Below are 18,778 nucleotides of genomic sequence, written 5' to 3' on the forward strand. Positions count from 1 at the left end.
TCAGTCTTGTAGGGACTTTGCGAGGCGCGTATCCTCGGCGGTCCGTCTGTCCAACACAGTAAAAAGCGGAATGCCCACATGTCTGATCTGAAAACTGCCGCTCTCGAATATCACGCGCATCCTCGTCCAGGAAAGCTGAGTGTCGAGCTCACCAAGGCCACCGCTACTGCTCGCGACTTGTCGCTGGCCTACAGCCCCGGCGTAGCCGAACCAGTCCGCGAAATCGCTCGCGACCCTGAACTGGCCTACAAATACACCGGTAAAGGCAACCTGGTTGCAGTCATTTCCGATGGCACCGCGATTCTCGGCCTGGGTAACCTCGGCCCATTGGCTTCCAAGCCAGTCATGGAAGGCAAGGGCGTACTGTTCAAGCGCTTCGCCGGTATCGACGTATTCGATATCGAAGTCGATTCCGAGAGCCCGCAAGCCTTCATCGACACCGTCAAGCGCATCTCCATCACCTTCGGTGGCATCAACCTGGAAGACATCAAGGCACCTGAGTGCTTCGAGATCGAGCGCGCCCTGATCGAACAGTGCGACATCCCGGTGTTCCACGATGACCAGCACGGCACCGCCATCGTCACCGCGGCTGGCATGATCAACGCCCTGGAAATCGCCGGCAAGACCCTGCCGGAAGCCAAGATCGTCTGCCTGGGTGCTGGCGCTGCGGCCATCTCCTGCATGAAGTTGCTGGTGAGCATGGGCGCCAAGATCGAAAACATCTTCATGGTCGACCGTACCGGCGTGATCCACTCCGGCCGTGACGACCTGAACCAGTACAAGGCCGTCTTCGCCCACGCGACCGACAAGCGCTCCCTGGCGGACGCCCTGGACGGTGCCGACGTGTTCGTCGGCCTGTCGGGTCCGAACCTGCTGAGCCCGGAAAACCTGCTGCGCATGGCGCCGAACCCGATCGTGTTCGCCTGCTCGAACCCGGACCCGGAAATCTCCCCGGAACTGGCTCACGCGACTCGCAACGACGTGATCATGGCCACCGGCCGTTCGGACTACCCGAACCAGGTCAACAACGTACTGGGCTTCCCGTTCATCTTCCGTGGTGCCCTGGACGTTCGCGCCAAGCGCATCAACGAAGAGATGAAAGTCGCGGCCGCCAACGCCCTGCGCGAACTGGCCAAGCTGCCGGTGCCTCAGGAAGTGTGCGACGCCTACGGCGGCATCAAGCTGGAATTCGGCCGTGAGTACATCATCCCGAAACCAATGGACGCCCGCCTGATCACCCTGATCTCCGACGCCGTGGCCAAGGCCGCCATCGAGACGGGCGTGGCCACCCTGCCGTACCCGAAGAACTACCCGCTCAAGAGCGTGGATGATGTGTTCAACGGCTAAGCCGTTGTAGCGCTTCAACAAAAAGCCCCGGCTCCTGAGAGTCGGGGCTTTTTGTTGGTCGCTGCTTTTGTATGACCGTCACAGACCCCTGTGGGAGCGAGCTTGCTCGCGATGACGGCCTGGCATTCAACATCGATGCAAGCTGATCCGACGCTATCGCGAGCAAGCTCGCTCCCACAGGTAGTGGTGTCATTGAGAACAAAAGCCCCGCACTTCTTTCGAAGGCGGGGCTTTTGGATGAGACCGGTCAGAACAGATCGATCGGCGCCGCTTCGTCCGCTGGCAGCGGGCTGCCCGGTGCGACACCATTGCCCAGCTCGTTGACCGACGGTGGCGTGTCTTCGCTCTTGAACAGCTCGAAGTACGCACCCGGAGTGCCCGGCGTGGCCGCGCGGCCGCTGACCGGGTCGACCCGCAGGCTGAGGATGCCTTCCGGTTCCGGCTGGGTGTGCGGCGGCTTGTCCTTGAGGGCGGCGCCCATGTAGGTCATCCAGATCGGCAGTGCCACGGTGCCGCCGAACTCACGGCGACCCAGGCTTTCGGGCTGGTCGAAACCGGTCCAGACCGTGGTCACGTAATCGGCGTTGTAGCCGGAGAACCAGGCGTCCTTGGATTCGTTGGTGGTACCGGTCTTGCCCGCCAGGTCGGTGCGGCCCAGGGCCAGGGCGCGACGCCCGGTGCCGAGCTTGATCACGTCCTGCAGCATGCTATTGAGAATGAAGGTGGTGCGGCCATCGACAATGCGCTCCGCGACGGCGGGTGCTTGCGGCAGGCCTGGGGCCGTGGTGGCTTCGCCTGGCGTCGCATTGACCGTGAACGTGTCGGTGGACGGTGCGGCGACGCCATCGCTGGCCTGCTCGCCCGTGGGGACCCGTGGCGGGTTGGCCACGAACAATGTCTCGCCATTGCGGCTTTCGATCTTGTCGATGATAAACGGGGTGATCTTGTAGCCGCCGTTGGCGAACGTGCTCCAGCCCGTGGCGATTTCCATCGGTGTCAGGGTCGCGGTGCCCAGGGCCAGGGACAGGTTGCGCGGCAGGTCCTGCTTGTTGAAGCCGAACTTGCTGATGTAGTCGATGGTGCGATCCACGCCCAGCGCCTGCAACAGGCGGATCGATACCAGGTTGCGGGATTTGTACAGCGCCTCGCGCAGGCGAATCGGGCCGAGGAACGTATTGGTGTCGTTCTTCGGCCGCCAGACCTTGTCCAGGTACTCATCGACGAACACGATCGGCGCATCGTTCACCAGGCTGGCGGCGGTGTAGCCGTTATCCAGGGCGGCGCTGTAGACGAACGGCTTGAAGCTCGAGCCCGGCTGGCGCTTGGCCTGCAGTGCACGGTTGTAATTGCTTTGCTCGAAGGCGAAGCCACCCACCAACGAACGAATGGCGCCGTCCTGTGGGTCGAGGGACACCAGGGCGCCCTGGGCCGCCGGGATCTGGCTGAACTTGAGCGTGTTGTCCGCCTGGCGCTGGACGCGGATCAGGTCACCGACCTGGGCAACCTCCGACGGCTGCCGTGGGGCGGCGCCCATGCTGTTGGTATTGAGGAACGGACGGGCCCATTTCATGGTGTCCCAGGCCACGTGTTCTTCCTGCTCGCCGTTGCGGGTCAACACCTTGATGCCGTCCTTGTCCACCGAGGTGACGATCGCCGGCTCCAGGCTGCTGATGGTGCGCTGCTTGGTCAGCTCCAGGGCCCAGGCTTCCTTGGTCTTGCCCGGCAGGCGCGATTCAGGGCCACGGTAGCCGTGGCGCTGGTCGTAGGTCATCAGGCCCTCGTGCAGCGCGGTGTTGGCCATTTCCTGCAGGTTGCTCGGCACCGTGGTGGTCACGCGGAAACCTTCGGTGTAGGCGTCGCTGCCATAGCGCCCGACCATCTCGGCACGGGCCATCTCGGCGATGTACGGGGCGTTCACTTCCGGGGTCGGCACGTGATAGCTGGCGTTCAGCGGCTCATTGATCGCGGCGGTGTAGTCGGCCTCGCTGATCTTGCCGAGCTTGTACATGCGCCCCAGGATCCAGTCGCGACGCTCCTTGCTGCGCGCCGGGTTGGCCAGCGGGTTGAAGCGCGACGGCGCCTTGGGCAGGCCGGCGATCATTGCCATCTGCGCCAGGCTCACGTCGCGAATCGACTTGCCGTAATACACCTGTGCCGCCGCCTCGATGCCGTAGGCGCGGTTGCCCAGGTAAATCTTGTTCACGTACAGCTCGAGGATTTCATCCTTGGTCAGCTGCCGCTCGATCTGCAGGGCCAGGAGGATCTCGGTGGTCTTGCGCGAGAAGCTGCGCTCGCTGGTCAGGAAGAAGTTCTTGGCCACCTGCATGGTGATGGTGCTGCCGCCGGACTGGATGTGCCCGCTCTTGACCAACTGGCTGGCGGCGCGCATCAGGCTGCCGGGATCGACGCCATAGTGGTTGGCGAAGTTATCGTCTTCAGCACTTAGTAACGCATTGATGAAATTGGGGGGAATGTCGGCGAAACGGATCGGTGTGCGGCGCATTTCGCCAAATTCGGCGATCAGCTTGTTGTCGCTGCTGTACACCCGCAAAGGAATCTGCAACTGAATACTTCTCAGTGCCTCCACGGACGGCAATCCCGGACTAAGGTAAAGAAAGGCACCGCTCAGGCCCAAGAGCAGTCCGCAGAAAACGGCGACGATGGACCATCCGAAAAATTTCAGCAGACGAATCAAGGCTTTTGGATATCCAGGCAAAGAATGAAAAAGGCGCCAGGTGCAGGGAAGGACCCGTGCTTGCAACAAAGCGAAAAAAACGCTGGGCATTATAAGCATTTTTTTTCGTCGGGAATGCCATCCGGACGTCCGTCGGACGGCCGTGATTGAACGCAATGCATATTAGAGAGTCCGTAACTCACGGATAGTCATAGGGAATTGGTAGTGCTACGACTCTTCAATAAAAAAGCCCATGCGCTTCTGGGGATCGACATCAGTTCGACGTCGGTGAAGCTGCTCGAGTTGAGTCGCCAGGGCGAGCGATACCGCGTCGAGTCCTACGCGGTCGAACCGTTGCCGGCCAACGCCGTGATCGAGAAGAACATCGCCGAGCTCGAAGGGGTGGGCCAGGCGTTGTCGCGGCTGTTGGCCAAGGCCAGGACGCCCTTGCGCAGCGTGGCGGTGGCCGTGGCGGGTTCGGCGGTGATCACCAAGATCATCGAGATGGACGCGGGCCTGTCCGACGACGACATGGAGAACCAGCTCAAGATCGAAGCCGATCAATACATTCCCTATCCGCTGGATGAGGTGGCCATTGATTTCGAGGTGGTGGGCGTTTCGCCGCGCAGCGCCGAGCGCGTCGAAGTGCTGCTGGCGGCCTGTCGCAAGGAAAACGTCGAGGTTCGCGAGGCCGCGTTGGCGCTCGCCGGGCTGACGGCCCGGGTGGTCGATGTGGAGGCTTATGCGCTGGAGCGAGCGTTTGGCCTGCTCGCCACGCAATTGGCCGCGTCCCAGGAGCGGCTGACGGTGGCGGTCATCGACATCGGCGCCACCATGACCACCCTCAGCGTGTTGCACAACGGGCGCATCATCTATACCCGCGAACAGTTGTTCGGTGGCCGCCAGTTGACCGAGGAGATCCAGCGCCGCTACGGCCTGACACCCGAGCAGGCCGGCCTGGCAAAGAAGCAGGGTGGGTTGCCGGACGATTATCTCAGCGAAGTGCTGCAACCTTTTCGCGAGGCCCTGGTGCAGCAGGTCTCGCGGTCCCTGCAATTCTTCTTCGCCTCGGGCCAGTACAGCGCGGTGGACCACATTCTGCTGGCCGGGGGCACGGCTTCGGTCTCTGGCCTGGATCGGCTGATCGAGCAGCGCCTGGGCACGCCGACCCAGGTGGCCAACCCGTTTACCAACATGGCCCTGAGCAGCAAGGTCAATGCCGGTGCCCTGGCCAGTGATGCACCGGCACTGATGATTGCCTGTGGGCTGGCCCTCAGGAGTTTCGACTGATGGCGCGGATCAACCTGCTTCCCTGGCGCGAAGAGCTGCGCGAAGAGCGGCGCAAGCGCTTTCTGCTGGCCTTGGTGGCGGCGCTGGTCGGGGCGGTCGGCGTGGTCCTGGTCGCCGTCCGCTACATCGACAGTGCCATCGACCACCAGGTCGCCCGCAATAGCCACCTCTCCGAGCAGATCGCCGTGCTGGACGAGCGCATCAAGCAGATCAGCGAATTGAAAGCCCGTCGCCAGCAATTGCTGGAACGCATGCGCATCATCCAGGACTTGCAAGGGAATCGACCGGTCAGCGGGCGCATCTTCGACCAGTTGGTGAGGACTTTGCCGGACGGAGTGTATTTCACCGAAGTGAAGATGGAGGACCGGACGCTCTTCATCAAAGGGGCCGCGGAATCGAACAACCGGGTCTCGGACCTGATGCGCAACCTGGACTCGTCGGACCTGTTCGATGCGCCCAGTCTGACGGAGGTCAAGGCCACCACCGCCGGTCAGCTCGACCAGGCCAACGTTTTCCAGCTGACGGTTCGCCAGACCCGGCCTGCCGATGAGGGGGACGCCCAATGAGGCCGGGGGAATGGCTCGACGCGTTGCGCAAGATCGATGTCAGTGACCTGGACACCAACAACATCGGTTCCTGGCCAGCGCCCATCAAATGGCTGGCGGGCATCCTGCTGGTGGCCATGGTACTGGGGCTGGGCTATAACTTTGCCTTGAGCGACTTGGAAAACCAGTTGCAGCAGGTGCGCGAGGAAGAAAATACCCTCAAGGCACAATTCGCGGGCAAGGCCCACATGGCCGCGAACCTGGAACGCTACACCGAGCAGATGAGGCAGATGGAAACGTCTTTCGGTGTACTGTTGCGGCAATTGCCCAGTGACACCGAGGTGCCGGGCCTGCTGGAAGACATTACCCGCACCGGCCTGGGCAGTGGCCTGGAGTTCGAGGAAATCAAGCTGCTGCCGGAAGTCACCCAACCGTTCTACATCGAGCTGCCGATCCAGATCACCGTGACCGGCGGCTATCACGACCTGGCGACATTCGTCAGTGGAGTGGCCGGACTGCCCCGGATCGTCACGCTGCACGATTTCGAAATCGCCCCGATGGAGCCCGAGGCCGGCACGAAGCTGCGCATGAGCATCCAGGCCAAGACCTACCGCTACAACGAGCAGGAGGCGCAGCCATGAGGCCGCTGGTGTGTCGTCTCTGCCTGCTGGCGGGCCTGGTCGCGCTGGCGGGTTGCAACGACGACAACGGTTTCAGCGACCTGGACGCTTACATGAACGAAGTGCGCCTGCGTCCGCCCGGCAAGATCGAGCCGACGCCGACGTTCAGGCCCTACGAGACCTTTACCTACAGCGCCGCGAACCTGCGCAGCCCGTTTTCCCGGCAGGTCCGCGTGGACCAGGCCGACCGGCAGCGCGGCTCGCACAACGTCCGGCCCGACCCCAACCGGGTCAAGCAATACCTGGAAGGCTTCAACATCGAGCAGTTTGAAATGGTCGGTACGATCTCCAACGCCAGCGGCTCCTTCGCACTCCTGCGGGGCGCGGGCGGGGTGCATCGGCTCAAGGTCGGTGACTATCTGGGGCGCAACGACGGGCGAATCTTCGCCATCGGTGCCACCCAGGTCGATGTGATCGAAATCGTTCCCGATGGCGAGGGTGCCTGGCTGGAACGACCTCGGACCATTCCTTTGAAAGAGCACTCAATAGTGGAACCCCAACAATGAACAGGTTTTTGTCAGCCTTCGGTATTTCGCTATGGATAGCGCTGTTGTCGCCGATGGTTCACGCGGCCAGTCTGAAGACGCTGGATGTCGCGGCGTTGCCGGGCGACCGCGTCGAGTTGAAGCTCACCTTCGACGGGCCGCCGCCGACCCCCCGGGGCTACACCACCGAGCAACCGGCCCGGATTGCCCTGGACCTGCCAGGCGTGACCAATCAACTGGCCAGCAAGCGCCGCGACCTGGGCGGGGGCAATGCGCGCAGCGCCACCGTGGTCGAGGCAGGCGATCGCACCCGGTTGATCATCGGCCTGACCCAGCTGGCGCCGTACGACACCCGGGTCGAAGGCAATAGCCTGTTCGTGGTGGTTGGCAAGGGCGCCGCAGCGAAGAACACTGCAGGGAAGAGCGCCGCCCAGGCCCCGCGCCCGGCGCTGGCCAGCGCTGCGCCCGTGAGGGCCGGTGCGCCGGTGGGCAAGGCGATTCGTGGGGTGGATTTCCAGCGGGGGACCCAGGGCGAAGGCAACGTGGTGATCGATTTGTCCGATCCTTCCATAGCCCCGGACATCCAGGAACGCGAAGGCAAGATCATCCTCAATTTCGCCAGGGCCCAATTGCCCGAACCATTGCGGGTGCGCCTGGACGTCAAGGACTTCGCCACCCCGGTGCAATTCGTCAATGCCAGCGCCGGCAGCGACCGGGCGACCATCAGCATCGAGCCCAGTGGCACCTTCGACTACTCGACCTACCAGACTGACAACAAACTCACCGTCAGCGTCCGGCCCATGACCGTCGACGACCTGCAAAAACGCAATGCCGACCGCGCGGCCTACAGCGGCGAGAAGCTCTCGCTCAACTTCCAGGACATCGAAGTACGTTCGGTCCTGCAACTGATTGCCGATTTCACCAACCTGAACCTGGTGGCCAGCGACACGGTGCAGGGCGGCATCACCCTGCGGTTGCAGAATGTGCCTTGGGACCAGGCGCTGGACCTGGTGCTCAAGACCAAGGGCCTGGACAAGCGCAAGGTCGGTAACGTGCTGCTGGTGGCCCCGGCCGATGAAATCGCCGCGCGTGAACGCCAGGAACTGGAGTCGCAGAAGCAGATCGCCGACCTGGCGCCGCTGCGGCGTGAGCTGCTGCAGGTCAACTATGCGAAGGCGGCGGACATCGCCAAGCTGTTCCAGTCGGTGACCAGTGCCGAGGCCAAAGCCGACGAGCGCGGCACGATCACGGTGGATGAGCGAACCAACAACATCATTGCCTACCAGACCCAGGACCGTCTCGATGAACTGCGCCGGATCGTGGCGCAGCTGGATATTCCGGTGCGCCAGGTGATGATCGAGGCGCGGATTGTCGAGGCCAACGTCGACTACGACAAAAGCCTGGGCGTGCGCTGGGGAGGGTCGATCCAGAACAAGGGCAACTGGAACTCCTCGGGGGTGACCAGCGGCACCTCCACGACCATCGGCACGCCGGGCAGTACCGGCACCAACCAGCCGTTCGTCGACCTGGGGGCCTCGGGCAATACGTCGGGGATCGGCATTGCGTTCATCACCGACAACGTCTTGCTGGACCTTGAGCTGACGGCCATGGAAAAAACCGGCAACGGCGAAATCGTCTCCCAGCCCAAGGTGGTGACGTCCGACAAGGAGACGGCAAAGATCCTCAAGGGCACGGAAATCCCTTACCAGGAAGCCAGCTCCAGCGGCGCCACCTCGGTGTCGTTCAAGGAGGCCTCGCTGTCGCTGGAGGTGACCCCGCAGATCACCCCGGACAATCGCATCATCATGGAGGTCAAGGTCACCAAGGATGAGCCGGACTACCTGAACAAGGTGCAGGACGTGCCGCCGATCAAGAAAAACGAAGTCAACGCCAAGGTCCTGGTCAATGATGGCGAGACCATTGTGATTGGCGGAGTTTTCTCAAATACTCAGAGCAAGGTCGTAGATAAGGTGCCATTTCTTGGCGATGTGCCGTATCTTGGCCGCCTTTTCCGGCGTGATGTGGTTTCGGAGAAAAAATCCGAGCTGCTGGTGTTCCTCACTCCGCGTATCATGAATAACCAGGCGATTGCTGTGAGTCGTTGATTCTGTGCGAAATTTGATTCTTGTTGGGCCGATGGGCGCTGGAAAAAGCACCATCGGCCGTTTGCTGGCCAAAGAGCTGCGCCTGCCGTTCAAAGATTCCGACAAGGAAATTGAATTGCGCACGGGTGCCAATATCCCATGGATCTTCGATAAGGAAGGCGAGCCGGGCTTTCGTGACCGTGAGCAGGCGATGATCGCCGAGTTGTGCGCGTTCGAGGGCGTGGTGTTGGCCACCGGCGGCGGCGCGGTGATGCGCGAAGCCAATCGTCGGGCGCTGCATGCCGGCGGACGAGTGGTCTATCTGCACGCCTCTGTCGAGCAGCAGGTCGGCCGCACCGCTCGGGATCGCAACCGACCGCTGTTGCGCACCGCCGACCCCGCCAAGACCCTGCGGGACCTGCTGGAACTGCGTGATCCGCTGTATCGGGAGATCGCCGACCTAGTGGTGGAAACCGACGAGCGGCCGCCGCGGATGGTGGTGCTGGACATTCTCGACCGTCTGCAGCAACTGCCGCCCCGTTAATGCGCCTGGCGAAATGCGCTATCCTCGACGTCCCGTCATGGCCCGCCTGGGGCGTGGCGGATGGCCATTAACTGGCGTCGAAACAAGCACCGTGGACTTTCGTTAATTGCAGGCAGGACGCCTGATTCCATCTTCACTGTGGGGACACATGCAGACACTTAAGGTCGACCTGGGCGAGCGCAGCTACCCGATTCATATTGGCGAAGGCTTGCTGGACCAGCCCGAACTGCTGGCGCCGCATATCGCCGGGCGGCAAGTGGCGATCATTTCCAATGAAACCGTCGCGCCTCTGTATCTGGAACGTCTGACCCGCAGCCTGTCGGCTTTCTCGGTCATTTCCGTGGTGTTGCCCGACGGCGAAGCCTTCAAGAACTGGGAAACCCTGCAACTCATTTTCGACGGCCTGCTGACCGCACGGCATGATCGCCGCACCACGGTGGTTGCCCTGGGCGGTGGCGTGATCGGCGACATGGCCGGTTTTGCGGCCGCTTGTTATCAGCGCGGCGTCGACTTCATCCAGATCCCCACCACGCTGTTGTCGCAGGTCGACTCGTCGGTGGGCGGCAAGACCGGGATCAACCATCCGCTGGGCAAGAACATGGTCGGTGCGTTCTATCAGCCCAATGTGGTGCTGATCGACACCGCGACCCTCAATACCCTGCCGGCCCGCGAACTGTCTGCGGGGCTGGCGGAAGTCATCAAGTACGGGCTGATCTGCGACGAACCGTTCCTGGGCTGGCTCGAAGAGAACGTCGACCGCCTGCGTGCGCTGGATCAAGCGGCCCTGACCTACGCCATCGAGCGCTCCTGCGCCGCCAAGGCCGCCGTGGTCGGTGCCGATGAACGTGAGTCGGGGGTACGCGCCACGCTCAACCTGGGTCACACCTTCGGCCATGCCATCGAAACTCACATGGGCTATGGTGTCTGGCTGCACGGTGAAGCGGTTGCGGCCGGTACGGTCATGGCCCTGGAGATGTCCGCGCGCCTGGGCTGGATCAGCGAACAGGAACGCGATCGCGGTATTCGTCTGTTCCAGCGCGCCGGGCTGCCGGTGGTTCCGCCCGAGGAAATGAGCGAGGCGGATTTTCTTGAACACATGGCAATCGACAAAAAAGTGATCGACGGTCGTCTGCGCCTGGTGCTGCTGCGCCACATGGGCGAAGCGGTGGTGACCGACGATTATCCGAAAGAAGTTCTACAGGCCACGCTGGGAGCGGACTACCGCGCCCTGGCTCAGCTTAAAGGTTAATAAGATTCCGATGACTAGTTTGCATGCCGACGAGGCTTTCCTCGGCCATTTCCAATTGAGTCATGACCCTTTTGCCCCACGGGTCCCGGGCTTCAAGTTCTTCCCCGCCCAGCGCAAGCCGGTGCTGGGCCAGTTGCATCACCTGGCGCGCTACAGCCAGTTGCTGTTGGTGGTCACCGGCCCCCAGGGCAGCGGCAAGACTTTGCTGCGCCAGGCCCTGGTGGCCAGTACCAACAAACAGTCTGTGCAAAGCGTGGTGGTGTCGGCCCGTGGCGCTGGCGATGCCGCCGGTGTGTTGCGCCAGGTGGCCCAGGCGCTGAACGTCGCCCAGGCCGAAATCGGTGCAATCCTCGATCAGATCGTGCAACTGGCGCTGACCGGGCAGGAAGTCTATCTGCTGGTGGACGATGCCGAGCAACTCGACGAGTCGGCCCTCGAAGCCCTGCTGGCCTTGGCGGCCGGTGCGCCGGAGGGCCGGCCCCACGTGTTCCTGTTCGGCGAGTCGTCGCTGATCGCCGACCTGGACCAGTTGAACCTCGAGGAAGAGCGCTTCCACGTCATCGAGCTGGCGCCCTACACCGAGGAAGAAACGCGCGAATACCTGGCCCAGCGTCTTGAGGGCGCGGGCCGGGGTATCGAACTTTTCACCGCCGATCAGATCTCTGAGATTCACGAAAGCTCCGACGGTTGGCCTGGCAACATCAACCAGGTTGCCCGCGATGCTCTGATCGAAGTCATGATTGCCAGCCGCTCAGCGGTGAAGCGTCCAAGTATGGGGTTCAACATGCCGAAGAAACACGTATTGGCAATTTCCGCCGTCGTCGTGGTCGCGGTTGCCGCCGCCTGGCTGATGCCGGGTCGCACCAAGGCACCTGCCACGGGTGCCCCTGCCAACGAGCAGGCGCAACTGCCCCTCGGCCAAGGTACGCCGCAACCCAACGGTGGCGCGCCGGCCGTGGAATTCGCCGGTAACACCCAACCGATGCCGCTGCCGCTGGTCGGCCAGTCGCAGCCGGTCATGCGCGGCCCGCTGGCCGAAGCGGCCGGCGGTATCACCGAAGGCGACGACGGCGCAGCGCCACCGATCGACGACAGCAGCGACACGCCGCCGACCGTGACCACCACCGCGCCGCCTGCGGGCGTGCCGGCCGGCCCGGCGCCAACGCCTGCCCCGACCGCCAAGCCGACTCCGGCGCCGACCCAGGTGGCCACCGCCAAGCCGGTACCGGTTCCGGCGCCTGCGGCCAAACCAGCGGCGCCAGCAGCACCGGCGGCCAAGCCTGCTGCTGCCCCAGCCAAGGCCACCGGCGGTAGCTGGTACGCCGGCCAGGCGCCGGGCAATTACGTGGTGCAGATCCTCGGCACCAGTTCCGAAGCCGCGGCGCAGAACTTCGTCAAGGAGCAGGGTGGCGAGTACCGTTATTTCAAGAAAGTGCTCAACGGCAAGCCGCTGTATGTCATCACCTACGGCAGCTTTGCCAACCGTGATGCGGCTGTTTCCGCCATCAAGGCCTTGCCAGCGAAGGTTCAGGCTGGTAAACCTTGGCCTCGCACTGTCGCCAGCGTCCAACAGGAACTGGCAGCAACTCGCTGAAGATTCGGCGGCCTTACCCAGGCCGCCTCTCCCGGCAACCTCAAAATTTCCGCAAGGGCGGGCGACCTTTCAGGCCGCGCGCCTTGTGGTGTCTGCGTCACAGTAGCGTTTGAGTCGTAGCGGTCAAACCCAAAAAAGTTTTGACTAGCATAGCGTATAGCTTTAAACCTTTCACAAATGCGACATGGATTTGCGACAGTTCGTCGTCAAATTTGTGAGCCTCTGTGTCGGTGTGTACAATGACCTCCCTTTTGCCCCCGCAAAGCTGGCGTACGTTCGGCGCGGCATGCAACCGGTTGAATTGAAAAGAAATTTGCCTCGATTAGAGGCAGCCTGGTGAGAAAGTGTCTATGAAAGCAGGTCTGTACCAACCAGATGAATTCAAGGATAACTGCGGTTTCGGCCTGATAGCTCATATGCAGGGCGAGCCCAGCCATACCCTTTTGCAAACGGCCATTGAGGCCCTGACCTGCATGACCCACCGCGGTGGGATCAACGCCGACGGCAAGACCGGCGACGGTTGTGGCTTGCTGATTCAAAAGCCCGACGAGTTCCTGCGTGCCGTAGCCCAGGAAACGTTCGGCGTGACCCTGCCCAAGCAGTACGCCGTGGGCATGGTGTTCTTCAACCAGGACCCGGTGAAGGCTGAGGCGGCTCGCGAAAACATGAATCGCGAGATCCTGGCCGCCGGCCTGCAACTGGTTGGCTGGCGCAAAGTGCCGATCGACACCAGCGTCCTTGGCCGCCTGGCGCTCGAGCGCCTGCCGCAGATCGAACAGGTGTTCATCGCCGGCGAAGGCCTGAGCGACCAGGACATGTCGATCAAGCTGTTCAGTTCCCGTCGTCGTTCGTCCGTGGCCAACGCCGCCGACACCGATCACTACATCTGCAGCTTTTCCCACAAGACCATTATCTACAAAGGCCTGATGATGCCGGCGGACCTCACCGCCTTCTATCCGGACCTGAGCGACGAGCGCCTGAAAACCGCGATCTGCGTGTTCCACCAGCGCTTTTCCACCAACACCCTGCCGAAATGGCCGCTGGCCCAGCCATTCCGCTTCCTCGCCCACAACGGCGAGATCAACACCATCACCGGCAACCGCAACTGGGCCGTGGCCCGTCGCACCAAGTTCGCCAACGACCTGATGCCGGACCTCGAAGAACTCGGCCCACTGGTCAACCGCGTGGGTTCGGACTCCTCGAGCATGGACAACATGCTGGAACTGATGGTGACCGGTGGCATCGACCTGTTCCGCGGCGTGCGCATGCTGGTGCCGCCGGCGTGGCAGAACGTCGAGACCATGGACCCGGACCTGCGTGCCTTCTACGAATACAACTCCATGCACATGGAGCCGTGGGACGGCCCGGCCGGTATCGTCATGACCGACGGTCGCTATGCCGTGTGCCTGCTGGACCGTAACGGTCTGCGTCCGGCGCGCTGGGTCACCACCACCAATGGGTTCATCACCCTGGCGTCGGAAATCGGCGTCTGGAACTACCAGCCCGAAGACGTCATCGCCAAGGGCCGCGTAGGTCCGGGCCAGATCTTTGCCGTGGACACCGAAACCGGCCAGATCCTCGACACCGACGCCATCGACAACCGTCTCAAGTCCCGTCATCCGTACAAGCAATGGCTGCGCAAGAATGCCCTGCGCATCCAGGCGACCATGGAAGACAACGACCACGGCTCGGCTTTCTATGACGTCGACCAGCTCAAGCAGTACATGAAGATGTACCAGGTGACGTTCGAGGAGCGTGACCAGGTGCTGCGTCCGCTGGGCGAGCAGGGCTACGAGGCGGTCGGCTCCATGGGCGACGACACGCCGATGGCCGTGCTGTCGCAGCGCGTGCGCACGCCGTACGACTATTTCCGCCAGCAGTTCGCCCAGGTGACCAACCCGCCGATCGACCCGCTGCGTGAAGCGATCGTGATGTCCCTGGAGATCTGCCTGGGCGCCGAGCGCAATATTTTCCAGGAGTCGCCGGAGCATGCCTCGCGCGTGATCCTCAGCTCGCCGGTCATTTCCCCGGCCAAGTGGCGCTCGCTGACCAACCTCGACCGTCCGGGCTTCGCGCGCCAGGTCATCGACCTGAACTACGACGAAAGCGTCGGCCTGGAAGCGGCGATCCGCAACGTCGCCGATCAGGCTGAAGAAGCCGCGCGCGCCGGGCGTACCCAGATCGTCCTCAGCGACCGCCACATCGCCCCGGGCAAGCTGCCGATCCACGCCTCGCTGGCCACCGGTGCGGTGCACCATCGCCTGACCGAAAAAGGCCTGCGCTGCGATTCCAACATCCTGGTGGAAACCGCCACCGCCCGCGATCCGCATCACTTCGCGGTGCTGATCGGTTTCGGTGCCTCGGCGGTGTATCCGTTCCTGGCCTATGAAGTGCTGGGCGACCTGATCCGCACCGGTGAAGTACTGGGCGACCTCTACGAGGTGTTCAAGAACTACCGCAAGGGCATCACCAAGGGCCTGCTCAAGATCCTGTCGAAGATGGGCATCTCGACCATCGCCTCGTACCGTGGCGCGCAACTGTTCGAGGCCATCGGCCTGTCCGAAGAGGTTTGCGAGCTGAGCTTCCGTGGCGTGCCGAGCCGCATCAAGGGTGCGCGTTTCGTCGACATCGAAGCCGAGCAGAAAGCCCTGGCCGCCGAAGCCTGGAGCCCGCGCAAGCCGATCCAGCAGGGCGGCCTGCTGAAGTTCGTCCACGGTGGCGAATACCACGCCTACAACCCCGACGTGGTCAACACCTTGCAGGCGGCCGTGCAGCAGGGCGACTACAGCAAGTTCAAGGAATACACCTCGCTGGTGGACAACCGTCCGGTGTCGATGATCCGCGACCTGCTCAAGGTCAAGACCCTCGACACGCCGCTGGACATCAGTGAAGTGGAACCGCTGGAATCGGTGCTCAAGCGCTTCGATTCGGCCGGTATTTCCCTGGGTGCCTTGTCCCCGGAAGCCCACGAAGCCCTGGCCGAAGCCATGAACCGCCTCGGTGCGCGTTCCAACTCCGGCGAAGGCGGCGAAGACCCGGCGCGCTACGGCACCATCAAGAGTTCGAAAATCAAGCAGGTGGCCACCGGCCGCTTCGGGGTGACGCCGGAATACCTGGTCAACGCTGAAGTGCTGCAGATCAAGGTTGCCCAAGGCGCCAAGCCCGGCGAAGGCGGCCAGTTGCCCGGCGGCAAGGTCAACGGCCTGATCGCCAAGCTGCGTTATGCGGTCCCCGGCGTGACCCTGATCTCGCCGCCGCCGCACCACGACATCTACTCGATCGAAGACTTGTCGCAACTGATCTTCGACCTCAAGCAGGTGAACCCCAAGGCGCTGGTCTCGGTGAAGCTGGTGGCGGAAGCCGGCGTCGGCACCATTGCCGCCGGTGTGGCTAAGGCTTATGCCGACCTGATCACCATCTCCGGCTACGACGGCGGCACCGGTGCATCGCCGCTGACCTCGATCAAGTACGCTGGCGCGCCGTGGGAACTGGGCCTGGCCGAAACCCACCAGACCCTGCGCGGCAACGACTTGCGTGGCAAGGTCCGCGTGCAGACCGACGGTGGCCTGAAAACCGGCCTGGACGTGATCAAGGCGGCCATCCTCGGCGCCGAGAGCTTCGGCTTCGGCACCGCGCCGATGATCGCCCTGGGCTGCAAATACCTGCGCATCTGCCACCTGAACAACTGCGCCACCGGCGTGGCGACCCAGAACGACAAGCTGCGCAAGGACCACTACATCGGTACCGTCGACATGGTGGTGAATTTCTTCACCTACGTGGCCGAAGAGACCCGTGAGTGGCTGGCCAAGCTAGGCGTGCGTTCCCTTGAAGAGCTGATCGGCCGTACCGATCTGCTGGACGTGATCGAGGGCCAGACCGCCAAGCAGCAGCACCTGGACCTGACCCCGTTGCTGGGCAGCGATCTGATCCCGGCGGACAAGCCACAGTTCTGCCAGGTCGACCGCAACCCGCCATTCGACAAGGGCGAGCTGGCCGAGAAGATGGTCGACATGGCCGCTGCGGCGATCAACGACCTGAGCGGCGCCGAGTTCGACCTGGATATCTGCAACTGCGACCGTTCCATCGGCGCGCGGATCTCCGGCGAAATCGCCCGCAAGCATGGCAACCAGGGCATGGCCAAGGCGCCGGTGACCTTCCGCTTCAAGGGCACCGCAGGCCAGAGCTTCGGCGTCTGGAACGCCGGTGGCCTGAACATGTACCTGGAAGGCGATGCCAACGACTACGTGGGCAAGGGCATGACCGGCGGCAAGCTGGTCATCGTTCCGCCCAAGGGCAGCGTCTACAAGACCCAGGACAGTGCCATCATCGGCAACACCTGCCTTTATGGCGCCACGGGCGGCAAGCTGTTCGCCGCCGGCACCGCGGGCGAGCGTTTTGCCGTGCGTAACTCCGGGGCCCACACTGTGGTGGAAGGCACCGGCGATCACTGCTGCGAGTACATGACCGGTGGTTTTGTCTGCGTGCTGGGCAAGACCGGTTATAACTTCGGCTCTGGCATGACCGGCGGTTTCGCCTACGTGCTCGACCAGGACAACACCTTCGTTGACCGGGTCAACCACGAACTGGTGGAAATCCAGCGGATCAGCGGCGAGGCGATGGAAGCCTATCGCAGCCACCTGCAAAACGTGCTGAACGAGTACGTCGCGGAAACCGACAGCGAGTGGGGGCGTGAACTCGCCGAAAACCTCGATGACTACTTGCGTCGTTTCTGGCTGGTCAAGCCCAAGGCTGCCAACCTGAAATCGTTGCTTTCCAGCACTCGTGCCAACCCGCAGTGATATGCGCCTGAAGAGTTTGATGAGGTTTTAACAATGGCTGAACGTCTGAATAACGACTTCCAGTTCATCGATGTCGGGCGCAAGGATCCGAAGAAGAAACTGTTGCGTCAACGCAAGAAAGAGTTCGTGGAAATCTACGAGCCTTTCAAACCCCAGCAGTCGGCCGACCAGGCCCACCGCTGCCTGGGTTGCGGTAACCCGTATTGCGAATGGAAGTGCCCGGTGCACAACTTCATTCCCAACTGGCTGAAACTGGTGGCCGAGGGCAACATCCTCCAGGCCGCCGAGCTGTCCCACCAGACCAACACCCTGCCGGAAGTCTGCGGCCGGGTGTGCCCGCAGGATCGCCTGTGTGAAGGTGCCTGCACCCTCAACGACGGTTTTGGCGCGGTGACCATCGGTTCGGTGGAGAAGTACATCACCGACACCGCGTTCGCCATGGGCTGGCGCCCGGATATGTCCAAGGTCAAGCCGACCGGCAAGCGCGTGGCGATCATCGGTGCTGGCCCGGCGGGCCTGGGCTGTGCCGACGTGCTGGTACGCGGTGGCGTGACCCCGGTGGTGTTCGACAAGAACCCGGAAATCGGTGGCCTGCTGACCTTTGGCATCCCCGAGTTCAAGCTGGAAAAGACCGTGCTGAGCAATCGTCGCGAAGTCTTCACCGGCATGGGCATCGAGTTCCGCCTGAACACCGAGGTGGGCAAGGACGTGACCATGGAGCAACTGCTCGAGGAATACGATGCGGTCTTCATGGGCATGGGCACCTACACCTACATGAAGGGTGGCTTTGCCGGTGAGGACCTGCCGGGCGTCTACGATGCACTCGACTTCCTGATCGCCAACGTCAACCGCAACCTGGGCTTTGAAAAGTCGCCGGAAGATTTCGTCGACATGAAAGGCAAGAAGGTTGTGGTGCTTGGCGGTGGCGACACGGCGATGGACTGCAACCGCACGTCGATTCGCCAGGGCGCCAAGTCGGTGACCTGCGCCTATCGTCGCGACGAAGCGAACATGCCCGGCTCGCGCAAAGAGGTGAAGAACGCCAAGGAAGAAGGCGTGAAATTCCTCTACAACCGCCAGCCGATCGCCATTGTCGGTGAAGACAAGGTCGAAGGCGTGAAGGTGGTCGAGACCCGTCTCGGCGAACCGGACGCCCGTGGCCGTCGCAGCCCCGAGCCGATCCCTGGTTCCGAAGAGATCATCCCGGCCGACGCCGTGGTCATCGCCTTCGGCTTCCGCCCGAGCCCGGCACCGTGGTTCGAGCAGTTCAGCATCCATACCGACAGCCAGGGCCGCGTCGTGGCCCCGGAGCAGGGCCAGTACAAGCACCAGACCAGCAACCCGAAGATCTTCGCCGGAGGCGACATGGTCCGGGGTTCCGACCTGGTGGTGACGGCGATCTTCGAAGGCCGCAATGCGGCGGAAGGGATTCTGGATTACCTGGGGGTCTGATCACTTCCTAACGCTGGAATGCGATCAAAATGTGG

General features: G+C 62.7%; 12 protein-coding genes. 11 read left to right on the forward strand and 1 reads right to left on the reverse strand.

What is annotated here, in order from left to right; genetic code table 11:
- Positions 1–78 precede the first annotated feature (78 nt).
- Positions 79–1,347 (forward strand): malic enzyme-like NAD(P)-binding protein, encoded by a 1,269-nt coding sequence (locus J4E63_RS22330; RefSeq protein WP_053117649.1) that lies wholly within the window; start codon positions 79–81, stop codon positions 1,345–1,347.
- 247 nt (positions 1,348–1,594) lie between these two features.
- On the opposite strand, the gene J4E63_RS22335 is transcribed toward J4E63_RS22330, so the two are convergent.
- Complete coding sequence (locus J4E63_RS22335; RefSeq protein ID WP_404943346.1) at positions 1,595–4,039, reverse strand: penicillin-binding protein 1A; 2,445 nt, start codon at positions 4,037–4,039, stop codon at positions 1,595–1,597.
- Positions 4,040–4,246: 207 nt separating this feature from the next.
- On the opposite strand from J4E63_RS22335, the gene J4E63_RS22340 reads away from it, so the two are divergent.
- The 10 genes from J4E63_RS22340 to J4E63_RS22385 all read left to right on the forward strand — a co-directional run bounded on the left by J4E63_RS22340 (position 4,247) and on the right by J4E63_RS22385 (position 18,743).
- Positions 4,247–5,311, forward strand: a complete 1,065-nt coding sequence (locus J4E63_RS22340) for a pilus assembly protein PilM (RefSeq protein WP_207283384.1) — start codon at positions 4,247–4,249, stop codon at positions 5,309–5,311.
- Positions 5,311–5,877 (forward strand): PilN domain-containing protein, encoded by a 567-nt coding sequence (locus tag J4E63_RS22345; RefSeq protein ID WP_106272877.1) that lies wholly within the window; start codon positions 5,311–5,313, stop codon positions 5,875–5,877. Before J4E63_RS22340 ends, J4E63_RS22345 begins: the two co-directional genes overlap by 1 nt.
- Positions 5,874–6,497 carry a type 4a pilus biogenesis protein PilO gene (pilO, locus tag J4E63_RS22350; RefSeq protein ID WP_207283385.1) on the forward strand — a complete coding sequence of 208 codons (624 nt, stop codon included), beginning with the start codon at positions 5,874–5,876 and terminating at the stop codon, positions 6,495–6,497. The genes J4E63_RS22345 and pilO overlap by 4 nt, the downstream gene beginning before the upstream one ends.
- The gene (locus J4E63_RS22355) at positions 6,494–7,042 is read left to right on the forward strand and encodes a pilus assembly protein PilP (RefSeq protein ID WP_060739558.1); all 549 of its coding nucleotides are present in this window, start codon (positions 6,494–6,496) and stop codon (positions 7,040–7,042) included. The genes pilO and J4E63_RS22355 overlap by 4 nt, the downstream gene beginning before the upstream one ends.
- On the forward strand, positions 7,039–9,126 hold the full coding sequence (gene pilQ / locus J4E63_RS22360) for a type IV pilus secretin PilQ (RefSeq protein WP_207283386.1): 2,088 nt from the start codon (positions 7,039–7,041) through the stop codon (positions 9,124–9,126). The genes J4E63_RS22355 and pilQ overlap by 4 nt, the downstream gene beginning before the upstream one ends.
- Positions 9,127–9,130: 4 nt before the next feature.
- Positions 9,131–9,649, forward strand: coding sequence for a shikimate kinase AroK (gene aroK, locus J4E63_RS22365; protein WP_060739556.1), 519 nt, complete (start codon positions 9,131–9,133; stop codon positions 9,647–9,649).
- A 148-nt stretch (positions 9,650–9,797) separates the two neighbouring features.
- Complete coding sequence (gene aroB, locus J4E63_RS22370) at positions 9,798–10,898, forward strand: 3-dehydroquinate synthase (protein WP_046065075.1); 1,101 nt, start codon at positions 9,798–9,800, stop codon at positions 10,896–10,898.
- Between the two features lie 10 nt (positions 10,899–10,908).
- The gene (locus J4E63_RS22375) at positions 10,909–12,492 is read left to right on the forward strand and encodes an AAA family ATPase (protein ID WP_207283387.1); all 1,584 of its coding nucleotides are present in this window, start codon (positions 10,909–10,911) and stop codon (positions 12,490–12,492) included.
- Positions 12,493–12,842: 350 nt separating this feature from the next.
- A complete protein-coding gene (gltB, locus tag J4E63_RS22380) occupies positions 12,843–17,291 on the forward strand; it encodes a glutamate synthase large subunit (protein ID WP_060739553.1) in 4,449 nt (1,482 codons plus the stop codon).
- A gap of 33 nt (positions 17,292–17,324) precedes the next feature.
- Entirely contained in the window at positions 17,325–18,743 is a 1,419-nt protein-coding gene (locus tag J4E63_RS22385) for an FAD-dependent oxidoreductase (RefSeq protein ID WP_207283388.1), read from the forward strand.
- Positions 18,744–18,778 lie beyond the last annotated feature (35 nt).

Origin of the sequence: Pseudomonas sp. FW300-N2F2 (assembly GCF_017351655.1) — a bacterium.
Classification (GTDB): domain Bacteria; phylum Pseudomonadota; class Gammaproteobacteria; order Pseudomonadales; family Pseudomonadaceae; genus Aquipseudomonas; species Aquipseudomonas fluorescens_AA.

Coding starts and splice junctions, on each gene's coding strand:
- pilQ (WP_207283386.1), top strand. CDS start 7,039: ATGAACAGGTTTTTGTCAGCCTTCGGTATTTCGCTATGGATAGCGCTG.
- pilO (WP_207283385.1), top strand. CDS start 5,874: ATGAGGCCGGGGGAATGGCTCGACGCGTTGCGCAAGATCGATGTCAGT.
- J4E63_RS22345 (WP_106272877.1), top strand. CDS start 5,311: ATGGCGCGGATCAACCTGCTTCCCTGGCGCGAAGAGCTGCGCGAAGAG.
- J4E63_RS22375 (WP_207283387.1), top strand. CDS start 10,909: ATGACTAGTTTGCATGCCGACGAGGCTTTCCTCGGCCATTTCCAATTG.
- J4E63_RS22330 (WP_053117649.1), top strand. CDS start 79: ATGTCTGATCTGAAAACTGCCGCTCTCGAATATCACGCGCATCCTCGT.
- J4E63_RS22385 (WP_207283388.1), top strand. CDS start 17,325: ATGGCTGAACGTCTGAATAACGACTTCCAGTTCATCGATGTCGGGCGC.
- aroB (WP_046065075.1), top strand. CDS start 9,798: ATGCAGACACTTAAGGTCGACCTGGGCGAGCGCAGCTACCCGATTCAT.
- J4E63_RS22355 (WP_060739558.1), top strand. CDS start 6,494: ATGAGGCCGCTGGTGTGTCGTCTCTGCCTGCTGGCGGGCCTGGTCGCG.
- gltB (WP_060739553.1), top strand. CDS start 12,843: ATGAAAGCAGGTCTGTACCAACCAGATGAATTCAAGGATAACTGCGGT.